This window comes from Burkholderia torrens, from assembly GCF_984668525.1.
On record NZ_OZ480213.1, the window covers coordinates 619,338 to 643,876 of the forward strand.

7 protein-coding genes are annotated in these 24,539 nt (G+C 73.7%); 5 read left to right on the top strand and 2 right to left on the bottom strand.

Annotation, left to right across the window (positions count from 1 at the left end; translation table 11 throughout):
* The first annotated feature begins 43 nt into the window (after positions 1 to 43).
* The 5 genes from AC5LXX_RS33180 to AC5LXX_RS33200 are packed head-to-tail and all read left to right on the top strand — an operon-like array spanning position 44 to position 21,489.
* Positions 44 to 11,089: an amino acid adenylation domain-containing protein gene (locus AC5LXX_RS33180; protein ID WP_493414311.1), complete on the top strand. Its 11,046-nt coding sequence runs from the start codon at positions 44 to 46 to the stop codon at positions 11,087 to 11,089.
* A complete protein-coding gene (locus tag AC5LXX_RS33185) occupies positions 11,079 to 11,849 on the top strand; it encodes an SDR family NAD(P)-dependent oxidoreductase (protein ID WP_493413463.1) in 771 nt (256 codons plus the stop codon). Before AC5LXX_RS33180 ends, AC5LXX_RS33185 begins: the two co-directional genes overlap by 11 nt.
* 59 nt (positions 11,850 to 11,908) lie before the next feature.
* Positions 11,909 to 12,130, top strand: coding sequence for an MbtH family protein (locus tag AC5LXX_RS33190; protein ID WP_152863421.1), 222 nt, complete (start codon positions 11,909 to 11,911; stop codon positions 12,128 to 12,130).
* A 50-nt stretch (positions 12,131 to 12,180) separates the two neighbouring features.
* Positions 12,181 to 20,925, top strand: a complete 8,745-nt coding sequence (locus AC5LXX_RS33195) for an amino acid adenylation domain-containing protein (protein ID WP_493413464.1) — start codon at positions 12,181 to 12,183, stop codon at positions 20,923 to 20,925.
* Between the two features lie 39 nt (positions 20,926 to 20,964).
* Positions 20,965 to 21,489 (top strand): aspartyl/asparaginyl beta-hydroxylase domain-containing protein, encoded by a 525-nt coding sequence (locus AC5LXX_RS33200; protein WP_493413465.1) that lies wholly within the window; start codon positions 20,965 to 20,967, stop codon positions 21,487 to 21,489.
* A gap of 40 nt (positions 21,490 to 21,529) precedes the next feature.
* On the opposite strand, the gene AC5LXX_RS33205 is transcribed toward AC5LXX_RS33200, so the two are convergent.
* Positions 21,530 to 22,264, bottom strand: coding sequence for a glycosyltransferase family 32 protein (locus AC5LXX_RS33205; RefSeq protein WP_493413466.1), 735 nt, complete (start codon positions 22,262 to 22,264; stop codon positions 21,530 to 21,532).
* Between the two features lie 133 nt (positions 22,265 to 22,397).
* Positions 22,398 to 24,530, bottom strand: coding sequence for a class I SAM-dependent methyltransferase (locus AC5LXX_RS33210; protein WP_493413467.1), 2,133 nt, complete (start codon positions 24,528 to 24,530; stop codon positions 22,398 to 22,400).
* Positions 24,531 to 24,539: the final 9 nt, after the last annotated feature.

The window sequence follows — 24,539 nt, forward strand, 5'->3', positions numbered from 1 at the left end:
TCAGAACCGCCCCGCCGTTTCCGACCCGCGATCCGTTCCCGCCGTGGAACGCATCATCGGGCTGTCGCCGCTGCAGCGCGGCATGCTGTTTCACGCGCTCGCGGCGCCCGACAGCCCCGCGTATCTCGAGCAGATCGTCTGCCGGCTCGATGGCGATGTCGATCCCGAGCGCTTCCGTGCCGCACTCGCGGCGCTCGTGCGCCGTCACGAGACGCTGCGCAGCGCGTTCGTCACGCGCGGCCAGTCGGAGCCGCGGCAAGTCGTGTTCACCGATGCGACGGTGCCGCTGACCGTCGAGGACTGGCGCGAGCGCCCCGCCGCCGCCCGCGCCGACGCGCTCGCCCGCTTCGCCGACGAACAGCGCCGGCAGGGCTTCCGGCTTAACCGCCCGCCGCTGATGCGGGTCGCGCTGATCCGCGACGACGACGCGCGCTGGACTCTCGTCTGGACCCATCATCACGTGATCATCGACGGCTGGTCGCTGCCGCTCGTGCTGAAGGATTTCTTCGCGCTCTACGCGCATCCGGCGCACGCGGCGCTGCCCGTCACCGCGCGCTTCGCCGATTACGTCGACTGGCTCGGCGCGCAGGATCGCGCACGGGACGTCGACGCGTGGCGCACGCTGCTCGACGGCGCGAGCCTGCCGATGCCGCTCGGCGTCGATCGCGCGGCGCGGCCCGGCGAGGACGGCCGGCGCATGCGCGCGCTGCGCGCCGCGCTGCCCGCGGCCGACGTCGCGCGGCTCGCGGCAGCGGCGCGGGTGACGGCCGGCACCGTGCTGATCGGCGCGTGCGCGTTCGTGCTGAGCCGCCTCGCGCGCGCCGGCGAAGCCGTGTTCGGGCTCGTGCTGTCCGGCCGCACCGCGCCGGTCGACGGCATCCAGCAGATGGTGGGGCTGCTCGCGAACACCGTGCCGTTCCGGGTCGCGGTGCCGGACGCACTGAGCGTCGCCGAGTGGCTCGGCGACGTGCAGCGCGGCCAGCACGGCCTGCTGCGGCTCGCGCATTGCGCGCTGCCCGACGTGCGCGACGCGGCCGGCGTCGCGCCGGACCGGCCGCTGTTCGAATGCCTGGTCGCGGTCGACAACTTCCCGCTGCAGGACGCGCTCGAATCGGCCGACGTCGGCTTCCGGATCTCGGAGGTTCGGCAGGAAGAGCACACGCACCTGCCGCTGACACTGAGCTTCGCGCCTGGGCCGGACAGCATCGGCGTGAAGCTCGGCTTCGACGAGGCGCGCGTCGACGCGCACGCGGCGCAAGGCGTGCTCGACGCGGTGCTGCATGTCGTGCATGCGTTCGTCGAGCACGCGGCGGCGCCGCTGCGCGACGTCGGCCTGCGGCCGCAACGGCCGGCAGCGCCGGCGGTGCCCGTGGCCGCCGAGCGCCAGGCGCCCGCCCTCGGCCGCGGCCTCGCGCAACAGTTTCTCGCGATCGCCGCCGACGCGGGCGAGCGCATCGCCGTCACGCATCCGGGTGGTCACGCTTCCTACGCGCAGCTCGCCGTGCACGCCCGCGCGATCGCCGCGCGGCTGCGCGCGGCCGGTCTCGCGCGCGGCGATCGCGTGGCGCTGCTGCTCGAGCGCGACGCATCGGCCGTCTCGGCGATGCTCGGCGTGCTGCTCGCGGGCGGCTGCTACGTGCCGCTCGACGGCACGCATCCGGACGAACGGCTCGCGTACCTCGTCGCCGACAGCGGCGCGCGCCAGCTGCTCGCCGTGCGTTCGACCGCCGCGCGCGCGCCGCAAGGCTGCGAGCTGCTGCTGATCGACGACGTCGACAGTTGGCCGGCGCCGGCCGCCGACACCGCGTTCGAGCCGGTCGAGCGCGACCAGCCGGCCTACGTGATCTACACGTCCGGCTCGACCGGCCAGCCGAAAGGCGTGCTCGTCAGCCACGACAACGTGAGCCGCCTGTTCGCCGTGACGCGCGCGCACTTCGGCTTCGGTCCGCACGATGCGTGGAGCTGCACGCATTCGTTCGCGTTCGACTTCTCCGTCTGGGAGCTGTGGGGTGCGCTGCTGCACGGCGGACGCGTCGTGATCGCATCGCGGGAGACCGCTCGCGATCCGCGCGCGCTGCTCGCGCTGCTCGACGCCGAGCGCGTGACGATGCTGAGCCAGACGCCGTCGTCGTTCCGGATGCTCGACGCGGCCGATGCCGAGTTGCGGCCCGCGCTCGCGCTGCGCCACGTCGTGTTCGGCGGCGAGGCGCTGCATCCGCGCGACCTCGCCGGCTGGATCGCGCGGCGCGGCGACGCGACGCCGCACCTGAACAACCTGTACGGGATCACCGAGATCACCGTGCATGCGACGCTGCGCACGATGCGCGCGCAGGACGTGGACGCCGATGCGTCGCCGATCGGCGAGCCGCTCGCGGACCTGACGATCCGCGTCGTCGACGCGTGCGGCCACGACGTGCCCGACGGCGCGACGGGCGAGATCCTGGTCGGCGGCGCGGGCGTCGCGCTCGGCTACCTGAACCGGCCGGAACTCACCGCGCAGCGCTTCACGGGCGTCGGCGCGGCGCGCGTCTACCATTCCGGCGATCTCGCGCGGCGCGACGCGCACGGCGAGCTCGTCTACATCGGCCGCGGCGACGATGCGCTCAAGATCCGCGGCCACCGGATCGAGCCGAACGAAGTCCGCGCGGCGCTGCTCGCGCATCCGGGCGTCGCCGACGCGTTCGTCGCGGCCGAGCGCAGCGAAGCGGCGGCCCGGGACGCGCGCCTGTGCGCGTGGTTCGTCGCGCGCCCCGACGTCACGGTCGACGTCGACGCGCTGCGCCGCCATCTCGACGCGCGGCTGCCCGCGCACGAAGTGCCGTCGTTCCTGATCGCGACGCCCGCGTTCGCGCTGACGTCGAACGGCAAGCTCGACCGGCGCGCGCTGCCCGCGCCGGCCCGCGCGGCGGATGCGCACGTCGCGCCGCGCAACGCCGACGAGGAAGCGCTCGCGGCCGTCTGGCGCGAAGCGCTCGGCGTCGACACGGTCGGCGTGCGCGACGACTATTTCGCGCTCGGCGGCGATTCGATCCGCAGTATCCGCGTCGCCGGCCTCGCGCGCGAGCGCGGCTTCGACATCGACATCGCGGACCTGTTCCGGCACCGGACGATCGAGGCGCTGCTGGCCGCGAAGCCGCGCGACGGGCAACACGCGCCCGAGCCGCGCGAAAGCGCGCCGCAGGCCGCGCCGTTCTCGCTGATCGGTGACGACGAGCGCCGCCGCCTGCCGGCGGATATCGAGGATGCGTACCCGCTCGCCCGCCTGCAGGCCGGCATGCTGCACCACGCCGAATCGGGCGACGAACGGGATCTGTACTACGACGCGATGTGCTTCCACGTGCGGGCCCGCATCGACGTCGAGCGCGTTCCCGCGGCGCTCGACACGCTCGTCGCCGCGCATCCGGTGCTGCGCACGCGCTTCCTGCTCGACGATGTCGAGCGGCCGCTGCAGCTCGTCCATGCGCGCGCGACGCCGCGCTGGGATCTCGAGGACCTGAGCGCGCTCGACCCGCTCGAACGCGAACGCCGCTTCACCGGCCTGCTCGAACGGCTGCGCGCCGAGCGCTGCGACCCGCGGCAGCCGTCGGCGCTGCGCATCGTGCTGCAGGCGCTCGGCGGCGACGATTGGCAGATCGGCATCGCGTTCCATCACGCGATCCTCGACGGCTGGAGCGTCGCGCGGCTGCTCGCCGATTTCGCGACGCTGGTCGGCGGTGGCGAGCTCGTCGCGCCGGCCACGCCGTATCGCGAATTCGTGCGGCTGGAGCAAGCCGCGCTCGACGACGCCGAGACGCGCCGCTTCTGGACCGAACGGCTGGCCGGCGCGCCGTCCGCCACGCTGCCGCGCTGGCCGCGTCCGGCGCGCGATCCGCATTCGCCGCGCGCCGGCCGGCACGATCGCGCGCTGCCTGACGCGACCGTCGCCGCGCTGCGCGCGCATGCGGCGCGCCACGGGCTACCGCTCAAGGCGCTGCTGCTGGCGATCCACCTGCAGGTACTGTCGCTCGCGAGCGGTGCGCGCGACGTCGTGACCGGCCTCGTGTCGAACGGCCGCCCGGAGCAGGCCGACGGCGCGGCGATGGTCGGCCTGTTCCTCAACACGCTGCCGTTCCGGCTCGCTGTCGACGCGCGGGACTGGACGGCGCTTGCGCGCGCGGTCGCAGCCGCCGAAGCCGACGTGTTCGCGCATCGCCGCTATCCGATGGCCGCGATCGCGGGCGTACGCGCGCCGCTGCGCACGCCGCTGTTCGACACGTCGTTCAATTTCGTCGATTTCCATGCGTACGACGCGTTGCGAAGCAACGGCGCGCTGACCGTCCTCGAGGCGCGCAGCCACGAGGCGGTCGAGATTCCGTGCGCGACGACGTTTGCGGTCACGCGCACGAACGACGGCGCGCGCGGGATGACGGTGTCGCTGTCCTACGACCGCGATGCGGTCTCCGACGCGCAGGCGGCATGGCTTGCGGATGGCTACGTGCAGGCCGCCGCGCATTTCGCGGCGCGGCCGGACGATGCCGGCATGCGCTTCGCCGCGGCCGACGACGCCGTGCTGCGCGCGTCGCGCAGCGAGCCGGCCGACGTGCCGGCGGGCGACCTGCTCGCACGCGTGCGCGCCGCCGCACACGCGCATCCGCGGCGCTGCGCGGTGCGCGGCGTCGACGATGAACTCGACTTCGCCGCGCTCGACGCCGCGTCGGACGCGCTCGCCGCGCGCCTGATCGGGCGCGGCATCGGCGCGGACACGGTCGTCGCGATCGCGCTCGCGCCGGGCGACGTGCGGCTCGCGGTCGCGCTCGTCGGCGTACTGAAGGCGGGCGGCGCATATTGCCTGCTCGACGTCGGACGCCTGCCGGCCGCGCGGTTGCAGATGACGCTCGACGATGCGCGGCCCGTGCTCGTCGTCGCGACCGAAGCGACGGCCGCGCAGTTGCCGGCGTCGCGCGCCGACCTGCTGCTGCTCGACGACTTCCGCGCCGATGCCGCGCTGGCCGGCGCCGCGCCGATCGTGTGCGACGTGCCCGACACCGCGCTCGCGTACCTCGTCTTCACGTCGGGCTCGACCGGACGGCCGAAGCCGATCGCCGTGTCGCGCGGCGCGCTCGCGAACCACATGCACTGGATGGCGCACCGCTTCCCGCTCGACGCCACGGACGTCGTGCTGCAGAAAACGCCGGTGAGCTTCGACGCGTCGGTGTGGGAATTCTGGGCGCCGCTCGCGAGCGGCGCGACGCTCGCGCTCGCGCCCGCCGACGCGTCGCGCGACGTGAACGCGCTGGCCGACGCGGCCGAGCGCAGCGGCGCGACGGTCGTGCAGCTCGTGCCGAGCCTGCTCGACGTGATCCTCGACGATCCGGCCGCGCTCGCCCGGCTGCGGCGCGTGACGCGCGTGTTCGTCGGCGGCGAGGCGCTGCGCGGCGCGACGGCCGAACGCTTCCGGCATGCATGGCGCGCGCAGTTGGTCAACCTGTACGGCCCGGCCGAGACGACCATCGACGCGACGAGCTGTGTCGTCGTCGAGCGGGACGGCGCAACGGACGCGGCCGAGCTCGCGTCGCCGTCGCTCGGCACGCCGATCGACAACGTCGACGTGTTCCTCCTCGACGCGCGGATGGAGCCCGTGCCGGTGGGCGTCGCGGGCGAGATCTGGATCGGCGGCGCGGGGCTCGCGCGCGGCTATCACGGCCGCCCCGGCGAAACCGCACGGCGGTTCCGGCCCGACCCGCTGCCAGGCTCGACCGGCGGCCGCCTCTACCGTACCGGCGACCTCGCACGCCGCCTGCCCGATGGCCGGCTCGACTATCTCGGCCGCGGCGATCACCAGCTGAAGCTGCGCGGCTGGCGTGTCGAGCCGGGCGAGATCGAAAGCCTGCTCGCGACGCACCCGGCCGTGCGGCGCTGCGCGGTGCTGCCGCGCGCGATGCCGGACGGCAGCGTGCGGCTCGTCGCGTGGATCGAACCGCACGCCGGTGCCGCCGGTAGCGCCGGTGATATCGCGCCGGTCGACTACCGGCGCTTCCTCGGCGAGCGGCTGCCCGCGTCGCTCGTGCCGGGCGCGTTCGTCGAGACGGCCGACTGGCCGCTGCTGCCGAACGGCAAGACCGACCGCAACGGTTTTCCGTCCGTCGATGCGGCGGGCGATCCCGCCGGCCTCGCCGCGCCGTCGCGCGCGCCTGCCACGCCGGTCGAGCGGATGCTCGCGGACATCTGGCGCGAGCTGCTGCCCGGCGGCGGCGCGATCGGCGTCGACGACGACTTCCTCGCGCTCGGCGGCGACTCGATCGTCAGCCTGCAGGTGAGCGCGCGCGCCCGCCAGCGCGGCTGGCAGGTCTCGCCGCGCGACGTGTTCGAGCACCCGACGATCGCCGCGCTCGCGCGCATCGCGGTGCGGGCCGGCGCCGAGACCGAGGCCGCCACGCAACCGGGCCCGGTGCCGCTCACGCCCGCGCAGGCGCGCTTCTTCGCGCTGCGCCAGCCGGCACCCGCGCACTGGAACCAGGCGCTGATGCTCGACGTGCCGGGCGAACTCGCCGACGACGCCGTGCGCGATGCGCTCGCCGCCGTCGTCGCCGCGCACGACGTGTTCCGCGTGCGCTTCACGATCGGCGACGCGGGTGTCACGCAGGAACTGCTGGCCGACACGGCGGCGCCCGATGCATGGTTCCGCACCGCGCGCGTGCCGGCCGACGGCGCGACCGACGCGCTCGCCGCGCTGGCCCGCGACGCCCAGCGCAGCCTCGACCTCGCCGCGCCGCCGCTGTTCCGTGCGCTCCACGTGCGCGGCTTCGCCGACGGCTCCGCGCGCCTCCTGCTCGTGATGCACCACCTGATCGTCGACGGCGTGTCGTGGCGCGTGCTGACGAGCGACCTGCACGACGCGCTGCACGCGCGACCGGTCGCCGCGCCGCCGTCCGGCTTCGTCGCCTGGGCGCGCGCGCAGGCGTCGATCGCGCTCGACGACGCCGAGCGGCGCTACTGGCGCGACGCCGCGTCGCGCGTCGCGCGTGCGGGACGGCTCGCGCCGGCCGGCGCGGCGCGCTACGCGGACCTGCGCACCGTCGAACACGCGCTCGACGCCGACGCGACGACGCGCCTGCTGCAGCACGCCGCGACGCGGCTGCACGCCAGCGCGCAGGAACTCCTGCTCGCCGCGCTCGCGACGGCGCTCGCCGGCGCGGCCCGTGCGGACAGCATCGGCGTGACGGTCGAGCACCACGGCCGCGGCGACGGCTCGGACGCGGCGCTCGTGCGCGCGCTCGGCTGGTTCACGACGCTCTACCCGCTCGCGATCGAGCGGCTCGACGCGCCGTCGCCGCTCGCGCGCCTGCGCGCGGCGAAGGACGCGCTGCGCGCGGTGCCCGCGCATGGCCGCGGCTACGGACGGCTGCGCGACGCGGCCGGGCCGGACGATCCGCTCGCGACGTGCGCGTTGCCCGACGTCTGCTTCAACTATCTCGGCCAGACCGACGGCGCGCTGCCGAGCGCGTCGCGCATCCGGCTCGCCGACGAAGACGGCGGCCCGATCGCCGCCGACGACAACGATCGCGGCTTCGCGCTCGACGTGGTGTCGTTCGTCGCGAGCGGCCGGCTCGTCGTGCGCTGGAACTACGACGCGCGGCGCTTCGACGACGACACGGCGCGCGCCATGGCCGATCGTGCGCAGGCCGAACTGCACGCGCTGCTCGCCGCAAGCGACGCGCGCCCGGCTGCGGCGCCGAGCGATTTCCCGCTCGCGAGCGTGCCGGCGGATGCGCTGCCGGCGCTGCTCGACGCCGAGCCGCCCGTCGTCGACATCTGGAGCCTGACGTCGACCCAGCAGGGGATGCTGTATCACGCGCGCGCCGCCGACGCGGCGGCGGGCGTCTACCTGGAGCAGATCGTCGCGGCGGTCGACGGCGAGTGCGACCCGGCGCGCCTCGCACGCGCGTGGTCGCACGTCTATGCGCGGCACGACGCGCTGCGCGTGAGCTTCGCGTGGCGCGATCTCGACGAGCCGGTGCAGCGCGTGCACGCGCCGCAGCCGCTCGCGCTCGACATCCGCGAGATCGGCGCGCATGACGATCCCGAGCAGGCGCTCGCCGCGTTCCTCGCCGAGGATCGCGCCCGCGGCGTCGATCTCGCGCGGCCACCGCTGATGCGCGTCACGCTGCTGCGCCGCGACGGCGCGCCGTGGCGTCTCGTGTGGACCCATCATCACGCGCTGCTCGACGGCTGGTCGATGGCGATCCTGCTCGGCGAAGTCGCGCACTGCTATGCGGCGGCCGCGGCCGGCCGCGCGCCGTTGCTGCCCGCCGCGCCGTCGTACGGACGTTTCGTCGCCGCGCGGCGGCGCGCGCAGCAGGACCTGCGCGACGCCGAGGCATTCTGGCACGCGACGCTCGGCCCGCGCCACACCCCGCTCGATCTCGGCCTCGCGCCCGCCGCCACCGGCGCGGCCGCGCACGCCACGCCGCCGGGCGCGGTGCGCCGCCGGCTGTCGCCCGCGCTGACGGCCGCGCTGAACGCCGTCGCCGCGCGCGAGCGCGTGACGCTCAACACCGTGATCGAGGGCGCGTATGCGCTGCTGCTGTCGCGCCTTGCGCGCACCCGCGACGTGACGTTCGGCGTCACGTTCGCCGGGCGCGGCGCCGACGTGCCCGACGTCGAGCGCATGGTCGGCGCGCTGATCTCGACGCTGCCCGTGCGCGTCGACTGCCGTCCCGCGCTGCCCGTCGGCACGTTCCTGCGCCGGCTGTTCGCCGCTCAGTCGGCGGTGGCGCGGCACGAGCACTGCAGCCTCGTCGACGTCCAGCGATGGAGTGGCGCGAGCGCGCAGCAGCCGTTGTTCGACAGCGTGTTCGTCTACGAGAACTATCCGCTCGACCGCGATGCAGGCGCACACGCACACGCGGGCGGCCTGCGCATCGGCGCGATCGAAGCGAACGAGGCGTCGAACTATCCGCTGATGCTGTACGTGAAGCCGAACGCGGACGGTCTCGTCATCGACGCCGTGCACGACACGGCGCGGCTGCCCGCCGCGCGCGCGAACGCACTGGTCGACGCGCTCGTCGAGCTGGCCGCCGGCATCGCGGATGGGCGCGGCGATACGATCGGCGCGCTCGCCGCTCACGTATCCGAAGTCGCGCCGGTCGCGGCTGCAACGCACGCCGACGCCCACGCCAATGCCAACGCAGACGCGCTGATCGACCTGTTCGCCGACGCACTCGACGCCGCGCCGGCCAGCGAGGTTCGCGGCCCGGACCGCATGGTTAGTCGCGCCGCACTGTTCGCCGAGGCGGGTGCGCTTGCCGAACGGCTTGCGGCGGCCGGCGCCGGTCCCGGCGCGACGGTCGCCGTGTGCCTGCCGCGCGGGGTCGATCTGCTCGCCGCACTGGTCGGCACGCTGCTCGCCGGCGCCGCCTACGTGCCGATCGATCCGCTGCTGCCCGCCGAGCGGCACGCGATGATGCTCGCCGATGCGAAACCGGTCGCGATCGTCGCGCGTCCGGACGCCGGCTTCGATCAAGCAGGCGTGCCGGTCATCGCGCCGTCGGGCGCCGGCGCGCCGGTGACGCACGGCGTCGCGACGGCCGCCCACGCCGCACTCACCCGCGCGCCGCGCCTGCATCCGGACGCGCTCGCGTACACGATCTTCACGTCGGGCAGCACGGGCCGCCCGAAAGGCGTCGACGTGCGCCGCGGCGGCCTCGCCAACCTGCTGCGCAGCTTCGCCGCGCGCTTCCCGCTCGGCGCGGACGATGTGCTGACGAGCGTGACGACCGTGTCGTTCGACATCGCGGCGCTGGAACTCTTCCTGCCGCTCGTGACCCGCGCGCACCTCGCGATCGCGTCCGCCGAGACGGCCGCGAACGGCGTGGCGCTCGCGCGCGCGCTCGCCGAGCAGCGGACCACCGTGCTGCAGGCGACGCCGCTGACGTGGCGCCTGCTGCTGTCCGCCGACTGGCGTCCGCAGCCGGGCTTCCACGCATGGTGCGGCGGCGAGGCGCTGCCGGCCGATCTGGCCGGCGCATTGCTCGCGCGCGGCGTCGCGCTCTTGAACGTGTACGGGCCGACCGAGACGACGATCTGGTCGGCGGCGCAACCGGTCGCCGACGCGGCCACGGCCGCCCGCATCGGCGGCGCGCTCGACGCGACGCGGTTGCGCGTCGTCGATGCGGACGGCCACGAAACGCCGCCCGGCGTGGTCGGAGAGCTGACGATCGCGGGCGCGGGCCTCGCGCAGGGCTATACACGCGCGCCGGGCCGCACCGCGCGCAGCTTCCGCCCCGATCCGCTGTCGCCCGAACCCGGTGCCCGCCTGTACGCGACGGGCGACCTCGCGGTGCGCGGCGAGGACGGCACGCTGCTGCTGCTCGGCCGCGCGGACGACCAGGTGAAGATCAACGGCTACCGGATCGAGCTCGGCGACGTCGAAGCCCACCTGCGCGCGCTCGACAACGTCGCCGATGCGGCCGCGACGGTGCGGCGCGGGCTCGACGGCCGCGCGTGGGGGCTCGAGGCGCATCTGGTGCTGCGCGACCGGGCGCTGCCGTTCGACGACGCGCCGCTGCGCGACGCGCTGGCCCGCCGGCTGCCCGCGTACATGGTCCCGCAGGTGTTCGCACTGCACGACGCGCTGCCGCGTACCGCGAACGGCAAGCTCGACCGCCGCGCGCTCGCGGCCGCCGCCGCCCCCGCGCGGCCGCCAGCCGCCGCGCCGGCGCGCCAGGCCGTCAACGCGCTCGAGGACATGGTGTGCGCGCTGTGGCGGCGGGTGTTCGACGACGCATCGATCGCGCCCGACAGCGACTTCTTCGAGCTCGGCGGCAATTCGCTGCTGCTCACCCGCATCCACGCGCGCGTGATCCAGCTGTTCGGTGTCGAGCCGCCGCTCGGCGACATGCTCGCGAGCCGCACGCCGGCCGACATGGCCGCGCTGATCGAGCGCCACGAGACGTCGCCGGGCGCGGCGGCGAAAGTCGCGGCGGCGTGGCTGCGGCTGCGCGACATGACGCCCGCCGAACGCGACGCGCTGCGCCGCCGGCAGGCGCAGCAAGCGGCGGCACAACCCGCAACCGACGTCATCAACGAGGAAATCAGCGATGCGAATTGAAGGAACCACGGCGCTCGTCACGGGCGCGGCCAGCGGCATCGGCAAGCGCTTCTGCGAGGCGCTGCTCGCGGCGGGCGCGGCGCGCGTGATCGCACTCGACCACCAGGCGCCCGGCCTGCGCGCGCTCGCCGACGCGCTCGCCGCGCCCGCGCGGCTGCGCACGATGGCGGTCGACGTCAGCCAGGAACGCGCGGTCGCGGCCGCGATGGCCGAACTCGTCGACGCCGACGCGGTGCCCGACGTGCTCGTCAACAACGCGGGCGTGCTGCGCGACGGCCGGCTCGCGACGCTCGACGCGCAGCGCTACGCGCGCAAGCTGCCGACCGCGCAGTGGGGCAGCGTGCTCGGCATCAACCTGACCGGGCCGTTCCTGCTCGCGCGGGAGTTCGTCGCGGCGCGGCTCGAAGCCGGCGCGACGACCGACGGCCTGATCGTCAACATCTCGTCGGTCAGCAGCGCCGGCAACGCGGGGCAGTCGAACTACGCGGCCGCGAAGGCGGGCCTCGACGCGCTGACCCGCACCTGGGCGCTCGAGCTTGCCGAGCACCGCGTGCGCGTCGCGGGCCTCGCGCCCGGCCTCACCGACACGCCGATGGCGGCCACGCTCGACGCCGCGACCCGCGCGCGGCTGATCGACGAGATGCCGCTCAAGCGGATGGTGTCGACCGACGAAATCTGGCTCGGGCTGCGCTTCATCATCGAATGCGACGCGTACGTCGGCCGCACGCTCGCGATCGACGGCGGCGCCGCGTTCGGCTGAGCGCAGGCTCGTCTTTCGTTTCGGATAACGGATTTTTGGATTCAACCAGGAGAACGCAAATGGCAGACCTCGACAATCACGACACCGTCTACACGGTCGTCATCAACGACGAAGAACAGTATTCGATCTGGCCGACCTACCGGCCCGTGCCCGCCGGCTGGCGCGAAGCCGGCAAGACCGGCACCGAGGACGAATGCATCGCCTACGTCGACGAAGTGTGGACCGACATGCGCCCGCTGAGCCTGCGGCGCTTCCTCGAACAAGCGCAGTCGCAGTCGTAAGCGCCGCCCTGCCGATACCCAGCCAAACTGACAGAGCGACGGAGCCGTCCATGAACCACGAAACCGATCTTGATCTCGACTTCGATCTCGATCTTGCGCTGCTGAAATCCCTCGCGGGCGACGACGTCGCCGCGCTCGCCCCCGGCCGCGCGATCCCGCGCAGGCCGCCCGGCGCGGCCGCGCCGCTGTCGTTCGCGCAGCAGCGCCTGTGGTTCCTGCACGCGCTGAACGAAAGCGGCGGCGGTTACACGATCGGCAGCGCGTTCCGGCTGCGCGGCACGCTCGACGAGGCGCTGTTCGTCGAATGCGTGAACGAACTGGTGTGCCGCCACGACGCGTTGCGCACCGCGATCCGCGTGCGCGACGGCGTGCCCGAGCAGCACGTGTGCGCGCCCGGCAGCGCCGACGTCGCGGTCGAGGACTGGACCGGCCGCGCCGACGCCGCGCGGCACGCGACGCTCGTCGACGCGGCGCGCGCGCTGTTCGCGACGCCGTTCGATCTCGCGGCCGGACGCCCGTTCCGGCTGCGTATCGTGCGGCTGTCGGCGCACGAGCATGCGGTGCTGATGCATCTCGATCACCTGTTCGGCGACGCGACGTCGATGAGCATCCTGCTGCGCGAGCTGATCGCGCTGTACGATGCGCGGCGCGCGGGCCGCCCGCACGCGCTGCCGCCGCTCGGCATCACCTATGGCGACTTCGCCGCGTGGCAGCGCGCGGGCGGCGAAGACTGGGCGCGCGAGCGCGCGTACTGGCGCACCCAGCTCGCGGGCGCAACCCCGCTGGAGCTGCCGCTCGACGGCGCGCGCGGCGTCCGCCCCACCAAACGGCGCCACGCGGCGCCGGCCGAGCGGCTGCTGTCGGCCGCGATTCCCGCCGCCACCGTGGCGGCGCTCGAACGCATCGCGCGCGACGAGCGCACGACGCTGTTTGCCGTGCTCGTCGCGGGCCTGATGGCGCTGCTCGCGCGCCATGCGAGACAGGACGACGTCGTGATCGGCACGTCGGTGTCCGGGCGCGATCGCATCGAGACGCAGGCGCTGGTCGGTTTCTTCGCGAACATGGTCGTGCTGCGCGGCGACCTGTCCGGCGATCCGGGCCTGCGCGAGCTGACGCGCCGGCAGACGGCCGTGATCCGCGACGCGCTGAGCCACGCGGCGCTGCCGTACGACAAGCTCGTCGACGAGCTGCGCGTGCCGCGCGAAGCGGGCCGCAATCCGCTGTTCCAGGTCGCCGTCACGATGCTCGACCAGGCGCCCGACGCGACCTTCGCGCTCGGCGGCCTGACGGTCGAGCCGATCGTCGCGCAGGAAGCGTCGCGCTTCGATCTCGAACTGTTCTTCGCGCGCGACGGCGACGGGCTCGCGCTCGCGTTGTCGTTCGACGCGGACCTGTTCGAGCGCGCGTCGGTCGAGCGGCTGGCCGCGCAGTTCGGCACGCTGCTCGAACACGCGGCGCGCATGCCCGATCTGCCGCTGTCGAGGCTCGCGCTGTCGAGCGAGCCGGCAGCGGACGACGCGCCGCGCGCCGCGTGCGCCGACGCACGCTTCGAACCCGTCTGCGAGCGCGTGCGCGCCCACGCGCTCGCCCGGCCCGACGCGGTTGCGCTGCGGTTCGGCGACGCGACGCTCGATTACGGCACGCTCGACGCACGTGCCGACGCGCTTGCTCACCGACTCGTCGACGCCGGCTTCGGCCCCGGCACGCGCGTCGGCCTGTGGTTCCGGCCCGGCTTCGACACGATCGTCGCGATGCTCGCCGTGCTGCGCGCGGGCGCCGCGTACGTGCCGCTCGATCCCGGCTATCCGGAAGCGCGCGTGCTGACGCTGCTGGAAGACGCGCGGCTCGCCGTCGTGCTCACCGAACGCGCGCTCGCGGCGACGCTGCCCGCCACCGCGCACGCGAACGCGGCGGTGTGGTCGATCGACGACGTCGTCGCGAGCGCGCCGCCCGTCGCGCCGGGACCGCTTCCCGCGCCCGACCCCGACGCGCTCGCGTACGTGATCTTCACGTCGGGCTCGACGGGCCGCCCGAAGGGCGTGTGCGTGACGGCCGGCAACCTCGCGCGGCTCTTCACGTCCACGGCGCCGCTGTTCGGTTTCGACGAGACCGACGTGTGGACGCTGTTCCATTCGAGCGCGTTCGACTTCTCGGTGTGGGAGATCTGGGGCGCGCTCGTGCACGGCGGCGAGCTCGTGATCGTGTCCGAGGCGGTGCGCCGCACGGCCGACGCGTTCTACGACCTGCTGTGCGACATGCGCGTGACCGTGCTGAACCAGACGCCGTCGGCGTTCCGTCAGCTGATCGCCGAGGAGGAGCGCAACGGCCGCGAGGCCGAGCTCGCGCTGCGCCATGTGATCTTCGGCGGGGAGGCGCTGGAGCTGTCGAGCCTGCGCGGCTGGATCGACCGCCACGGCGACGACGCGCCGGTGCTCGTCAACATGTACGGCATCACCGAGACGACCGTGCACGTCACCTACCGGCGCATCACGCTCGCCGACGTGCGCGGCCGCAACGGCAGCCTGATCGGCGAGCCGCTGCCGGACATGACGATCCGGCTGGTCGACCCGCACCTGCAGCCGGTGCCGCCCGGCATGGTCGGCGAGATCCTGGTCGGCGGCGCGGGCGTCGCGCGCGGCTATCTCGGCCGCGACGCGCTGACGGCCGAGCGCTTCATCGTCGACGCCGCCGGCAACCGGCTCTACCGCAGCGGCGACCTCGGCCGCCTCGACGCGCACGGCCGGCTCGAATACCGCGGCCGCGCGGACCAGCAGGTGAAGCTGCGCGGCTTCCGGATCGAACTCGGCGACATCGACGCGGCGCTGCGCGAACATCCGGCCGTGGCCGATTGCGCGATCGTCGTGACGGGCGCGGGCGACGCCGCCCAGCTCGCCGCCTACGCGGTGCCGCGCGACAGCGGTGGCGGCACGGCGGACGCGGCGCCCGACACCGCGCCCGGCTGGCGCGACAGCTTCGACATGATCTACAGCGCCGACACGGCTGATGACGAGCTGCTCGACATCGTCGGCTGGACCGACAGCTACGACGGCGAACCGATCCCGCGCGACGAGATGCGGATGTGGCGCGACGAAATGCTCGCGCGCATTCGCGAGCGGCCGCCGCGCCGCGTGCTCGAGATCGGCAGCGGCAGCGGCATGCTGTTGTTGCCGCTCGCCGCGTCGTGCGAGCGCTTCGTCGGGCTCGACTTCTCCGCGCAGGCGATCGCGCGGCTCGGCCGCGTCGTCGAGCGGCGCGGGCTGCGCACGGTGACGCTCATCGAGCGGGAAGCCGCCGCGCTCGACGGTCTCGACACCGATTTCGACACGATCGTCATCAACTCGGTCGCGCAGTACTTTCCCGACGCCGCGTATGCGCTGCGCATGATCGAACGCGCGCTCGACCATCTTGCGCCGGGCGGCCGGCTGATCGTCGGCGACCTGCGCAGCCTGCCGTTGCTGCGGCAGTTCCATGCGACGAAGCTTCTGCGCCGGACAGACGGCGCCCGCGACCGTGCCACGCTGCGCGTGCAATTGAACCGGCTCGTCGCGCAGGAGCCCGAGCTGCTGTTCGACCCGGCGCTGTTCGATGCGCTCGCCAGCCGGCGCGACGATGTGGCCGACGTCGACGTGCGGCTGAAGCATTTCGCGAGCGGTAACGAACTCGCGTCGTACCGCTACGACGCGATCATCACGAAGACGGGCGGCGAGACGGGTGGCGAAACGGGTAGTGAAGCGCGCGCCGGCGCCACGCCGCGCGACGTCGGGGCGGCGGCTGCCGCCGATCTCCGCGCGCTGTGCGACGACGCGCGGCGCACCGAAGCGGGCGTCGTCGCCCGGCGCATTCCGAATGCCCGCGTCGCGCAGGCGAATGCGTTCGTCGCGTGGCTCGACGCCGATGACGATGGCGCACCGCTGCCCGAGCACATCGCGGAGAGCGCGCGCGACGAAGCGGTCGATCCGGCGGCCGTCGACACGGCGGCTGAGGCCACAGGTGTGGCGTGCCGGCTGCGCTGGTCGGCGAACGACGCGCACGGCGCATTCGACGCGTTCGTCGGATCGCTCGCTGCCGCACCCGGTGCATCGGCGGCGCCCGGCGCGCACGCCGCGTCGCTGTCCGACGACGACGATCTGCTGCGCTTCTTCAACGTGCCGTTCCGCCAAACCAGCGACCTGCCGCGCACGTTGCGCGCGCATCTGCAAAAGCGCCTGCCTGCGCACATGGTGCCGTCCGCCGTGGTGCTGCTCGAGCGCCTGCCGCTCACGACGAACGGCAAGCTCGACCGCGCCGCGCTGCCGTCAGTGCAGCAGGCGGCGGCCGTCGCGGCCCCGAGCGCCGACGACACGCGCGACCCGGCGACCGCCACCGAGCGGGTGGTCGCATCGGTCTATGCGGACGTGCTCGGCATCGCGCGCGTGGGCCGCGCCGGCCACTTCTTCGAACTCGGCGGCCATTCGCTGCTCGCCACGCAGGTGGCCGCGCGGCTGCGCGACGAACACGGCATCGACCTGCGGCTGCGGACGATCTTCGACCATCCGACCGTGCAGGGCCTCGCGGCGGCCATCGATGCGGCCACGGATGCGGTCGAGCCGGATGCCGCGCAACGGCTGGCCGCCCCGGACGCCGAGCCGCCGGCCGAACGGCCGGGCACGCCGCCGGCAAGCGAACGCGACGACGTGCTCGCCGCCTCGCCCTCGCCCTCGCCTGCGCATGCTCATTCGCCTGCGCAGGCGGCAACGCCCGGCGCCGGTCCCGCCGCGCCGCTGTCGTTCGCGCAGCAACGCTTCTGGTTCCTCGACCGCCTCGCGGGCGGCGACAGCGCGCTTTATCACATCGCGTCCGCGCTGCGCCTGCGCGGGCCGCTCGACGTCGCCGCCGCGCGGCGCGCGATCGACGCGATCGTCGCACGGCACGACAGCCTGCGCACGACGTTCGCGCTCGAAGGCGACGCACCGCGCCAGCGTGTGCATGCCGACTGGCGCCCCGAATTGCGCATCGTCGATCTCGCCGGCGCGGACGACGCGGCGGTGCGCGACGCCGCCCGCCGCTTCGCCCGCGAGCGCTTCGATCTCGCCGCCGCGCCGCCGCTGCGCGTCGGCCTGCTGACGCTCGGCGCGCACGACGCGCTGCTCGTCGTCGCGATGCATCACATCGTCTGCGACGGCTGGTCGCTCGGACTGTTCGCGCGCGAGTTCGCTCACGGCTATGCGCACGACGCGCCGCTCGACCCGCTGCCGTTCGGCTATGCCGACTACGCGTCGCGCCAGCGCGCGGCGGCGTCCGGCGCGCGCCTCGACGAGGCGCTCGCGCGCTGGCGGCAGCGGCTCGCGGGTGCGCCCGAAGCGCTCGCGATCGCGACCGACCGGCCGCGGCGCGCGCAGCGCAGCCACGCGGGCGGCAAGGTGTCGTTCACGCTGGACGCCGCGGAAACGGCCGCGCTGCGCGCGCTCGCGCGGCAGGCCGACACGACGCTGTTCGTCGTGCTGCTCGCGGGCTACGCGTGGCTCCTCGCGCGCGACGCGGGCCAGGACGAAGTCGTGATCGGCAGCCCGATCGCGCAGCGGCCGTCGCGCGACGCCGAGCGCATGATCGGCTGCTTCCTGAACACGCTGCCGCTGCGCTGCGACTTCCACGGCGAGCCGAGCGCGCGCGACGCGCTGGCCCGCCTGCGCGACGTCGTGCTCGACGCGTTCGAATGGCAGGACGTGCCGTTCGAGACGATCGTCGCCGCGTCGGGCCAGGCGCGCACGCTCGACCGCACGCCGCTGTTCCAGGCGATGCTGGTGCTGCAGAGCGCGCCGCAGCATGCGATGCGGCTGCCGGGGCTCGCGATCGACGCGTTCGACGACGACGAGACGGCCGCTCAGTTCGAGCTGACGCTGTTCGCGCACGAGGACACGGCGTCCGGGCAACTACGGCTCGACTGGCAATACGACGCGGACCTGTTCGATCGCGACACGATCGACGCGCTGGGCGCGCGGCTGCGCCGGCTGTACGCCGATATCGCACGCGTGCCGGACGCGCCGCTCGCGCAGCTCGACGGCCTCGACGACGCGGCGCGCACGCAACTGCTCGCGCTCGGCGACCGGCGCGCGGCGCGGCTCGACGCGCCGCTCGTGCATGACGCGATCGCGCGCTACGCGTGCGCCACGCCCGGCCATCCGGCGCTCGTCGCCGCCGATCGCACGCTCGGCTATGCCGAACTCGACGCCGCCGCGAACCGGCTCGCGCGCGCGTTGCGCACACGGGGCGTCGGCGCGGAAACCGTCGTCGCCGTCGCGCTCGAACGCTCGATCGACGCCATCGTCGCGCTCGTCGCGATCCTGCGCGCGGGCGGCGTGTACGTGCCGGTCGATCCGGAGCAGCCGCCCGCGCGCGCGGCGACGATCCTCGGCGAGGCGCGGCCTGCGCTCGTGATCACGCGCGCCGCGCTCGCGTCGCGCTTTGCCGATGCGGCCCGCGCGGTGCTGCTCGTCGATCGCGACGCAGCCGACATCGCCGCGCGCGACGCGTCGCCGCTCGATTCGCCCGTGCATCCGGACGCGCTCGCCTACGCCCTCTTCACCTCCGGCTCGACCGGCGTGCCGAAGGGCGTCGCGATCAGCCATCGTAGCCTCGCCGCGTCGACGGCCGCGCGGCTCGCCGCGTACCCGCGCGTGGCGAGCATGCTGCTCGTGCCGTCGCTCGCATTCGACAGCTCGATCGCCACGCTGTTCTGGATGCTCGCGAGCGGTGGCACGCTGCACCTTCCCGATGCCGACGGCGCGCGCGACCCGCGTGCGCTCGCGGCCACGGTCGAGCGCGGCCGCGTCGCGGGCTGGCTCGGCGTGCCGTCGCTGTACGAGCTCGCGGTGGACCTGTGCCCGGCGGCGCTCGCGCCGCTCGAAGTCGTCGTGCTCGCGGGCGAGACGCTGACCGCGAACGTGGTCGACGCACACTACCGGCACGGCCCCGCGTGCCTGCTCGCGAACGAATACGGCCCGACCGAGGCGACCGTCTGGGCCAGCGTGCAGTTCGTGCACAGCGTGCCGGCCGGCGCCGCGCCGATCGGCGCGCCGATCGCGGGCAGCCGGCTCGTCGTGCTCGATGCGCGCGGCGAACTCGCGCCCGTCGGCGTCGAAGGCGAGCTCTACATCGGCGGCGCCGGCGTCGCGCGCGGCTACCTCGGCCGCCCCGGGCTCACTGCGGCGCGCTTCGTGCCGGACCCGTTCGCGCACGGCGAACGGCTGTACCGCACCGGCGACCGGGTCCGCTGGCGCCGCGACGGCACGCTCGACTTCATCGGCCGGCGCGATGCGCAGGTCAAGCTGCGCGGCATCCGGATCGATCTGACCGAGATCGACGCATGCCTCGCGTCGCATCCGTGGGTCCGGCAGGCGGCCGCGCGCGTCGTCACGCACGACGACGACCGCCAGGAACTGATCGCCTACGTGGTGCTGACGGACAACGCCGGCACGCACGACGCAACCGAAACGCTGCGCGCGCATCTCGCCGCGCACCTGCCTGCCGCCGTCGTGCCGGCGCGGGTGCTCGCGATCGACGCACTGCCCGTCAACGCGAACGGCAAGCTCGACCGCGACCGGCTGCCCGCGCCCGCGCCTGCCCGCGCTGCCGCCCGGGACGAAGCCGGCAGTCCGACCGAGGCCGCGCTGCGCGCGCTGTGGGAAGACACGCTCGGCCACCCGGTCGACTCGCTGCACGCGGATTTCTTCACGCTCGGCGGCGATTCGCTGCTCGCCGTCAAGCTGGTCGCGCAGATCGAGCGCCGCTTCGGCGTCGCGCTGCCGCTCGCCACCCTGTTTTCGCACGCGGGCGTCGCGGCGCTCGCCGCAGCCGTCGATCGTGCCTCGAATGCGTCGAACGTGACGCCCGTGCGCGCGGACGTCGCGTCCGGCGCCGCGGTGATCCCGCTCGGCGGCGACGCGCATGCGCACCGCGCGACGATCGCGCTGCTGCCCGACATTTCCGGGCTCGTCGTGTCGCTCGTGCCGCTCGCCACCGCGCTCGGCGCGCGCTATCGCGTGCTCGGACTGCAGGCGGCCGGACTCGACGAACACGCGACGCCGCTCGCCGACGTCGAAGCCATTGCCGCCGCGCATGCGCGCACGCTCGCCGACGCAGGCGCGGCGGGTGTGACGGGTGCCGCAAATGCGCCGCTCGTGCTCGTCGGGTATTCGTGGGGGGCGAGCGTCGCCGCGTGGGTCGCGCGTGCGCTCGAACGCGACGGCGCGGCCCCGTGCCTCGTCGTCGCGCTCGACGCACCGCCCGTGAGCGACGCCGCCTTCGCCGCGCAGTTGCCCGCCGACGAGCCGGGCCTGCTCGAATACATGACGACCGCGCTCGCCGAATCGCTCGGCCGCGACCTGCGGATCGACGCGACTGAGCTCGCGCCGCTCACGCACGCCGAGCGGATCGACGCATTCGCCGCACGGCTCAAGGCGAGCGGCGTCGTGCCGCCCGACGTGCCCGCGAGCCGGATCGCGCGGATGGTCGACGTGTACCGCGCGAACCTCGCCGCCGACAAGGCCCTGGCGAGCCGGCCGGCGCCCGCGCCGCTCGGCGTGCCGGTCGCCGTCTGGGTCAGCGACGGCGGCACGCCCCCGGCCGGCGCCGGCGCGGATCTCGGCTGGGCGGTGCATACGACGGCGGGCGTCTCGCTCCATCGCGCGGCGGGCGACCACCTGAGCATGGTGCGCGGCGCGCATCTGGCCCCGCTCGCTGCCGCACTCGCCGCGCGCATCGACGCGGCGCTCGACGCCACCCGCGTGCGCCCCGCGCCGCGCAACGCAACACGCTGATCCTTTCACGCATCTTTTCAACGCCGAGGAGCAACATCCATGTTCTTTCCGCCCGAGCAGTTCCCTGCGCTTCAAGCTGTCGCGCAGGGCTGGGAAACCATCCTGCACGAGCTCGACGGGCTCGCGCAGGCCGCCTTCATGAAGTGGCCCGAGACGAACATCTACGATGGCAACTGGACGGTCTTTCCGCTGTTCAAGCTCGAGCAGCGCGTCGAGCAGAACTGCCTGCTGTGCCCGGAGACGGCGCGCCTGCTCGAAACCGTGCCCGGCCTGGTGAACGCCGGCTTCTCGTCGCTCGCGCCGGGCACCTACATCGGCCCGCACTACGGCTACACGAACGAGGTGCTGCGCTGCCATATCGGCCTGAAGCCGTCCGAGAACTGCGCGATCCGCGTCGGCCCGGACGTGCGCGGCTGGAGCGCCGGATCGTGTCTCGTGTTCGACGACACCACCGAGCACGAGGCATGGAATCGCGGCACCAAGACGCGGGTCGTGCTGCTGTTCGATTTCAAGCGCGACCCGTCGCGCACCGTCACGTTCCCGGCCGAGGTCCACGCCTACTGAGCGAACCGGCGGCGGCGTGCCGCCGGCCGCGTTCGCGCGGTCAGCGTCGCGCGCCGCGCACCCTGGCCTGCGCGGTGAACAGCGCGCGCGTCAGCCGTGACAGCAGTCGCACGTGCGGCGGCTGCCAGTTCAGGTCCATGTCGTGACGGGTGTACGCGCCCGCGTCGGCCGCCGCCTGCGCGGACGGGGCATCCGGCTCGAACACGTCGCCGGGGCAGCACAGCGTCGTCGGCCAGGCCGCCACGCCGCTGCGCTCGATGCACATCGTGAAGAAGCGCGGCCCCGTCGTCGCCGCGATCTGCACCGCCGCGCTCTCGCGCATGCGCGCCGGCAGGTCGTCGAGCGGCGCGCTCGCGCCGTCGCGCAGCGCGTCGTGTACGGTGCGCCACAGCGGATGGCCGGGCGCGCTGCCGATCAGCGCGTTGTTGTAGCCGCGTGTGGCCGACAGCACGAGTTCCCGGCCGTCGAGCAGCGCGTCGACGGGCCGCAGGCTTTCGATATCCATGTCGGCATACACGCCGCCGAGCGTGTCGAGCACGCAATAGCGCGCGCTGTCGATGCGCTGGATGTCGTGCGCGAACGCATCGTAGCGCGGCAGGAACCAGCGCTGGTGCGTGGCGACGTGTTCGCGCAGCGTGTGCGCATCCCACACGCGCAGCGTCCAGTCGGGATGATGGCGTTGCCACGATTCGCGGTAGCGCCGGTACTTGTCCGGCAGCAGATGCTCGCCCTGATACCAGATCTGATGAAGTGTTTTCGGGATGGGCCGGTTCACGATGTCCTCAAGGTTCGAGCCGCGTCGGTGCGCCGGCCGGCACGCGCCGGCCGACGCACCCATCGTAGAGCGCGGGTCGGCGTGCGTCTGCCACCGAATGACGGGACATCGGCGGCACCGGCCGCGACCGGGCCTAGCGGTTCATCCCGACATCGGCCACGTAATTGGCAATGCTGAAGAAGCGATAGTCGCTCAGCAGGTCCGGCCCCGGGAACCCTTCCGGATGAATCCGCCCATGGATCGGGCTGTCGGGGCGCAGGCCGGCCAGCGTCAGCGCAAGCATGAATTCGTTGAACGGCGCCATGAACTGGCGCGACACGAAGTGCATGCCCCAGTTGAACACCGACGGCAGCTGCTCGGTGCGCAACCACGCGTCCGGTCCGCCCGGCGCGTTCACGCAGAGGTTTTCCGCCCACGGGCTATGGCCTTCGACGATGAGGAAGCCGTGCTTCGCGTGGGGCTTCCAGCGGGTCAGGAAATCGATCAGGTCCGCCGCCGCCACGTAGCCGGGCACGAGCCCTTGCGCATCGCTGTACGCGACCTTGAACGCTCGCTTGATCTCGTCGAGCGCAATCGGGTATTCGGCCTGGTCCGACACCGTCAGGCGGCCCGGATAGTACTGGTCGGCGACCGCGCGCAGGCGGGCTCGGTCGACGGTGCGCAGATGGCGCTCGAGTATCGCGTCGGCCGCGTCCTCGCGCCGGATGCTCAGCCGGCGGTTGTGGACCAGGAACATGAAGGTATGCAACAGGTCGCTCAGCCGCACCGGGCGCACGCTGCCGTCCGGCTGCCGCACGGTTAGCCCGCTTTCGGCCACTGCTTCGTCGTAGCGGTCGGGCTGGGAGATGTCGGCGGCGATCACGCGCACCTGCACGCCGGGGATGTCCTTCAGCGCGGACAGGGTGGCGGCGGCCCGGCCTCGCGCGGATTCGTTGTAGTCCGCGCCGATCACGAGCAGCGGATAGTCGACGAGGTGCCGGCCGCGCCGCGTCGAGTGGATGACGTATTCGGCCAGGCGCCTGACCGCGCTGCCGTCGCCGCAGCCCATGTCGGCGATGCCGGCCGGCTGGCGATCCAGCGGCGTGTCGTCGAACAGCTTGCGCAGGATCTTCGTCGTGATTTCCTGCGACGCCGGCCCCGACCCCGCGCCGCTCGACGCATACACGTTCATCACGCGATCGATGTGGCCGTCGCTGTCGATGTCGAGCGGGTCGGGATTGCCGAACAGGAGCTCGTCGAGCAGCGCGTACGAACGGAGGTAGGACGCGGGCAACCCCGCGTAAGGCGCGGCGATCGGCCGGTGAATCCGGCCCGACTCGGTGAGGCGCACCTGTTCCCGATCGATTTCCGCCATGCCGAACTTGCACATCAGCGACCATGCCGCGTGCAGGACGACCGGATCCGCATGCGACCACGCGCCGACCGCGACCCCGCCGGGCTGCTCGTCGAGTTTCTCGAAGATGCCGGGCGCCGTCTGCGAATACTGGCCATCCGCCTGCTTGTCGAACACCGGCATGTCGAGCGCGACCCAGGTCGGACCGAGCAGCAGGCCGTCCATCGCCGTGCGCAGTTGCCCGTTCACCTGGCGCTCCAGATCGCTCGCCGGCGCCGGCAGCGCCGGCCAACCCGCCACGCAGATTCGCACGAGCTGCGCATACAGCTCGCTGTCGTCGGCCGCCGCGCGTTTTCGATGACACAGCGCGTGCAGATGCTGCAGCACCGATGTGGCGTTCGCCAGTTGCTCGAACAGCGGCCGGCTGCGCTCGACGCACGCGACGACATATTCGCCGGCCGGGGTGAGCGCATATTCGGCGTCTTCGTCGCCGCGATCGAGGGTCAGCCAGCCGGCCAGGCTCAACAGGTTGAGGGCGCCCCACAACACCCCCAGGTTGCGGGCCGGGTCGGACCGGCGGGCCATCGCGAACGCGCGCATCGCACGCGGCGTCCCGGCGCGCAGGCCGTGGAATGCGCCGGCGAACACCAGGCGCGCCAGCGTCGGCACCAGCACGATGCCGTTCGCCCAGTTGCAGCTGCGCGTATAGGCCATCACGCGCTGCGCGTCGCGGCGGCCGATGCGCAGCGTGGCCGCGTGCGTGTGCTGCTGCAGCATGACCGGCAGCGCCTCGTCGAGCACCTCGACGCCGATCGCGGTGCCGGCCGGCAGGCCGAGCAACGTGCGCGTTTCGTCGGGATACGCGTCGAGATAATGTTCGAGCTGGCGGGCCAGCGCGGTGGGCGATTCACCCAAGTCGAAGCGGGTATGCATGTTGGACGG

Bases quoted from the DNA above. Each gene is read 5' to 3' on its own strand.
- AC5LXX_RS33200 (WP_493413465.1), top strand. From the start codon at position 20,965: ATGTTCTTTCCGCCCGAGCAGTTCCCTGCGCTTCAAGCTGTCGCGCAG.
- AC5LXX_RS33185 (WP_493413463.1), top strand. From the start codon at position 11,079: ATGCGAATTGAAGGAACCACGGCGCTCGTCACGGGCGCGGCCAGCGGC.
- AC5LXX_RS33195 (WP_493413464.1), top strand. From the start codon at position 12,181: ATGAACCACGAAACCGATCTTGATCTCGACTTCGATCTCGATCTTGCG.
- AC5LXX_RS33210 (WP_493413467.1), bottom strand. From the start codon at position 24,530: ATGCATACCCGCTTCGACTTGGGTGAATCGCCCACCGCGCTGGCCCGC.
- AC5LXX_RS33190 (WP_152863421.1), top strand. From the start codon at position 11,909: ATGGCAGACCTCGACAATCACGACACCGTCTACACGGTCGTCATCAAC.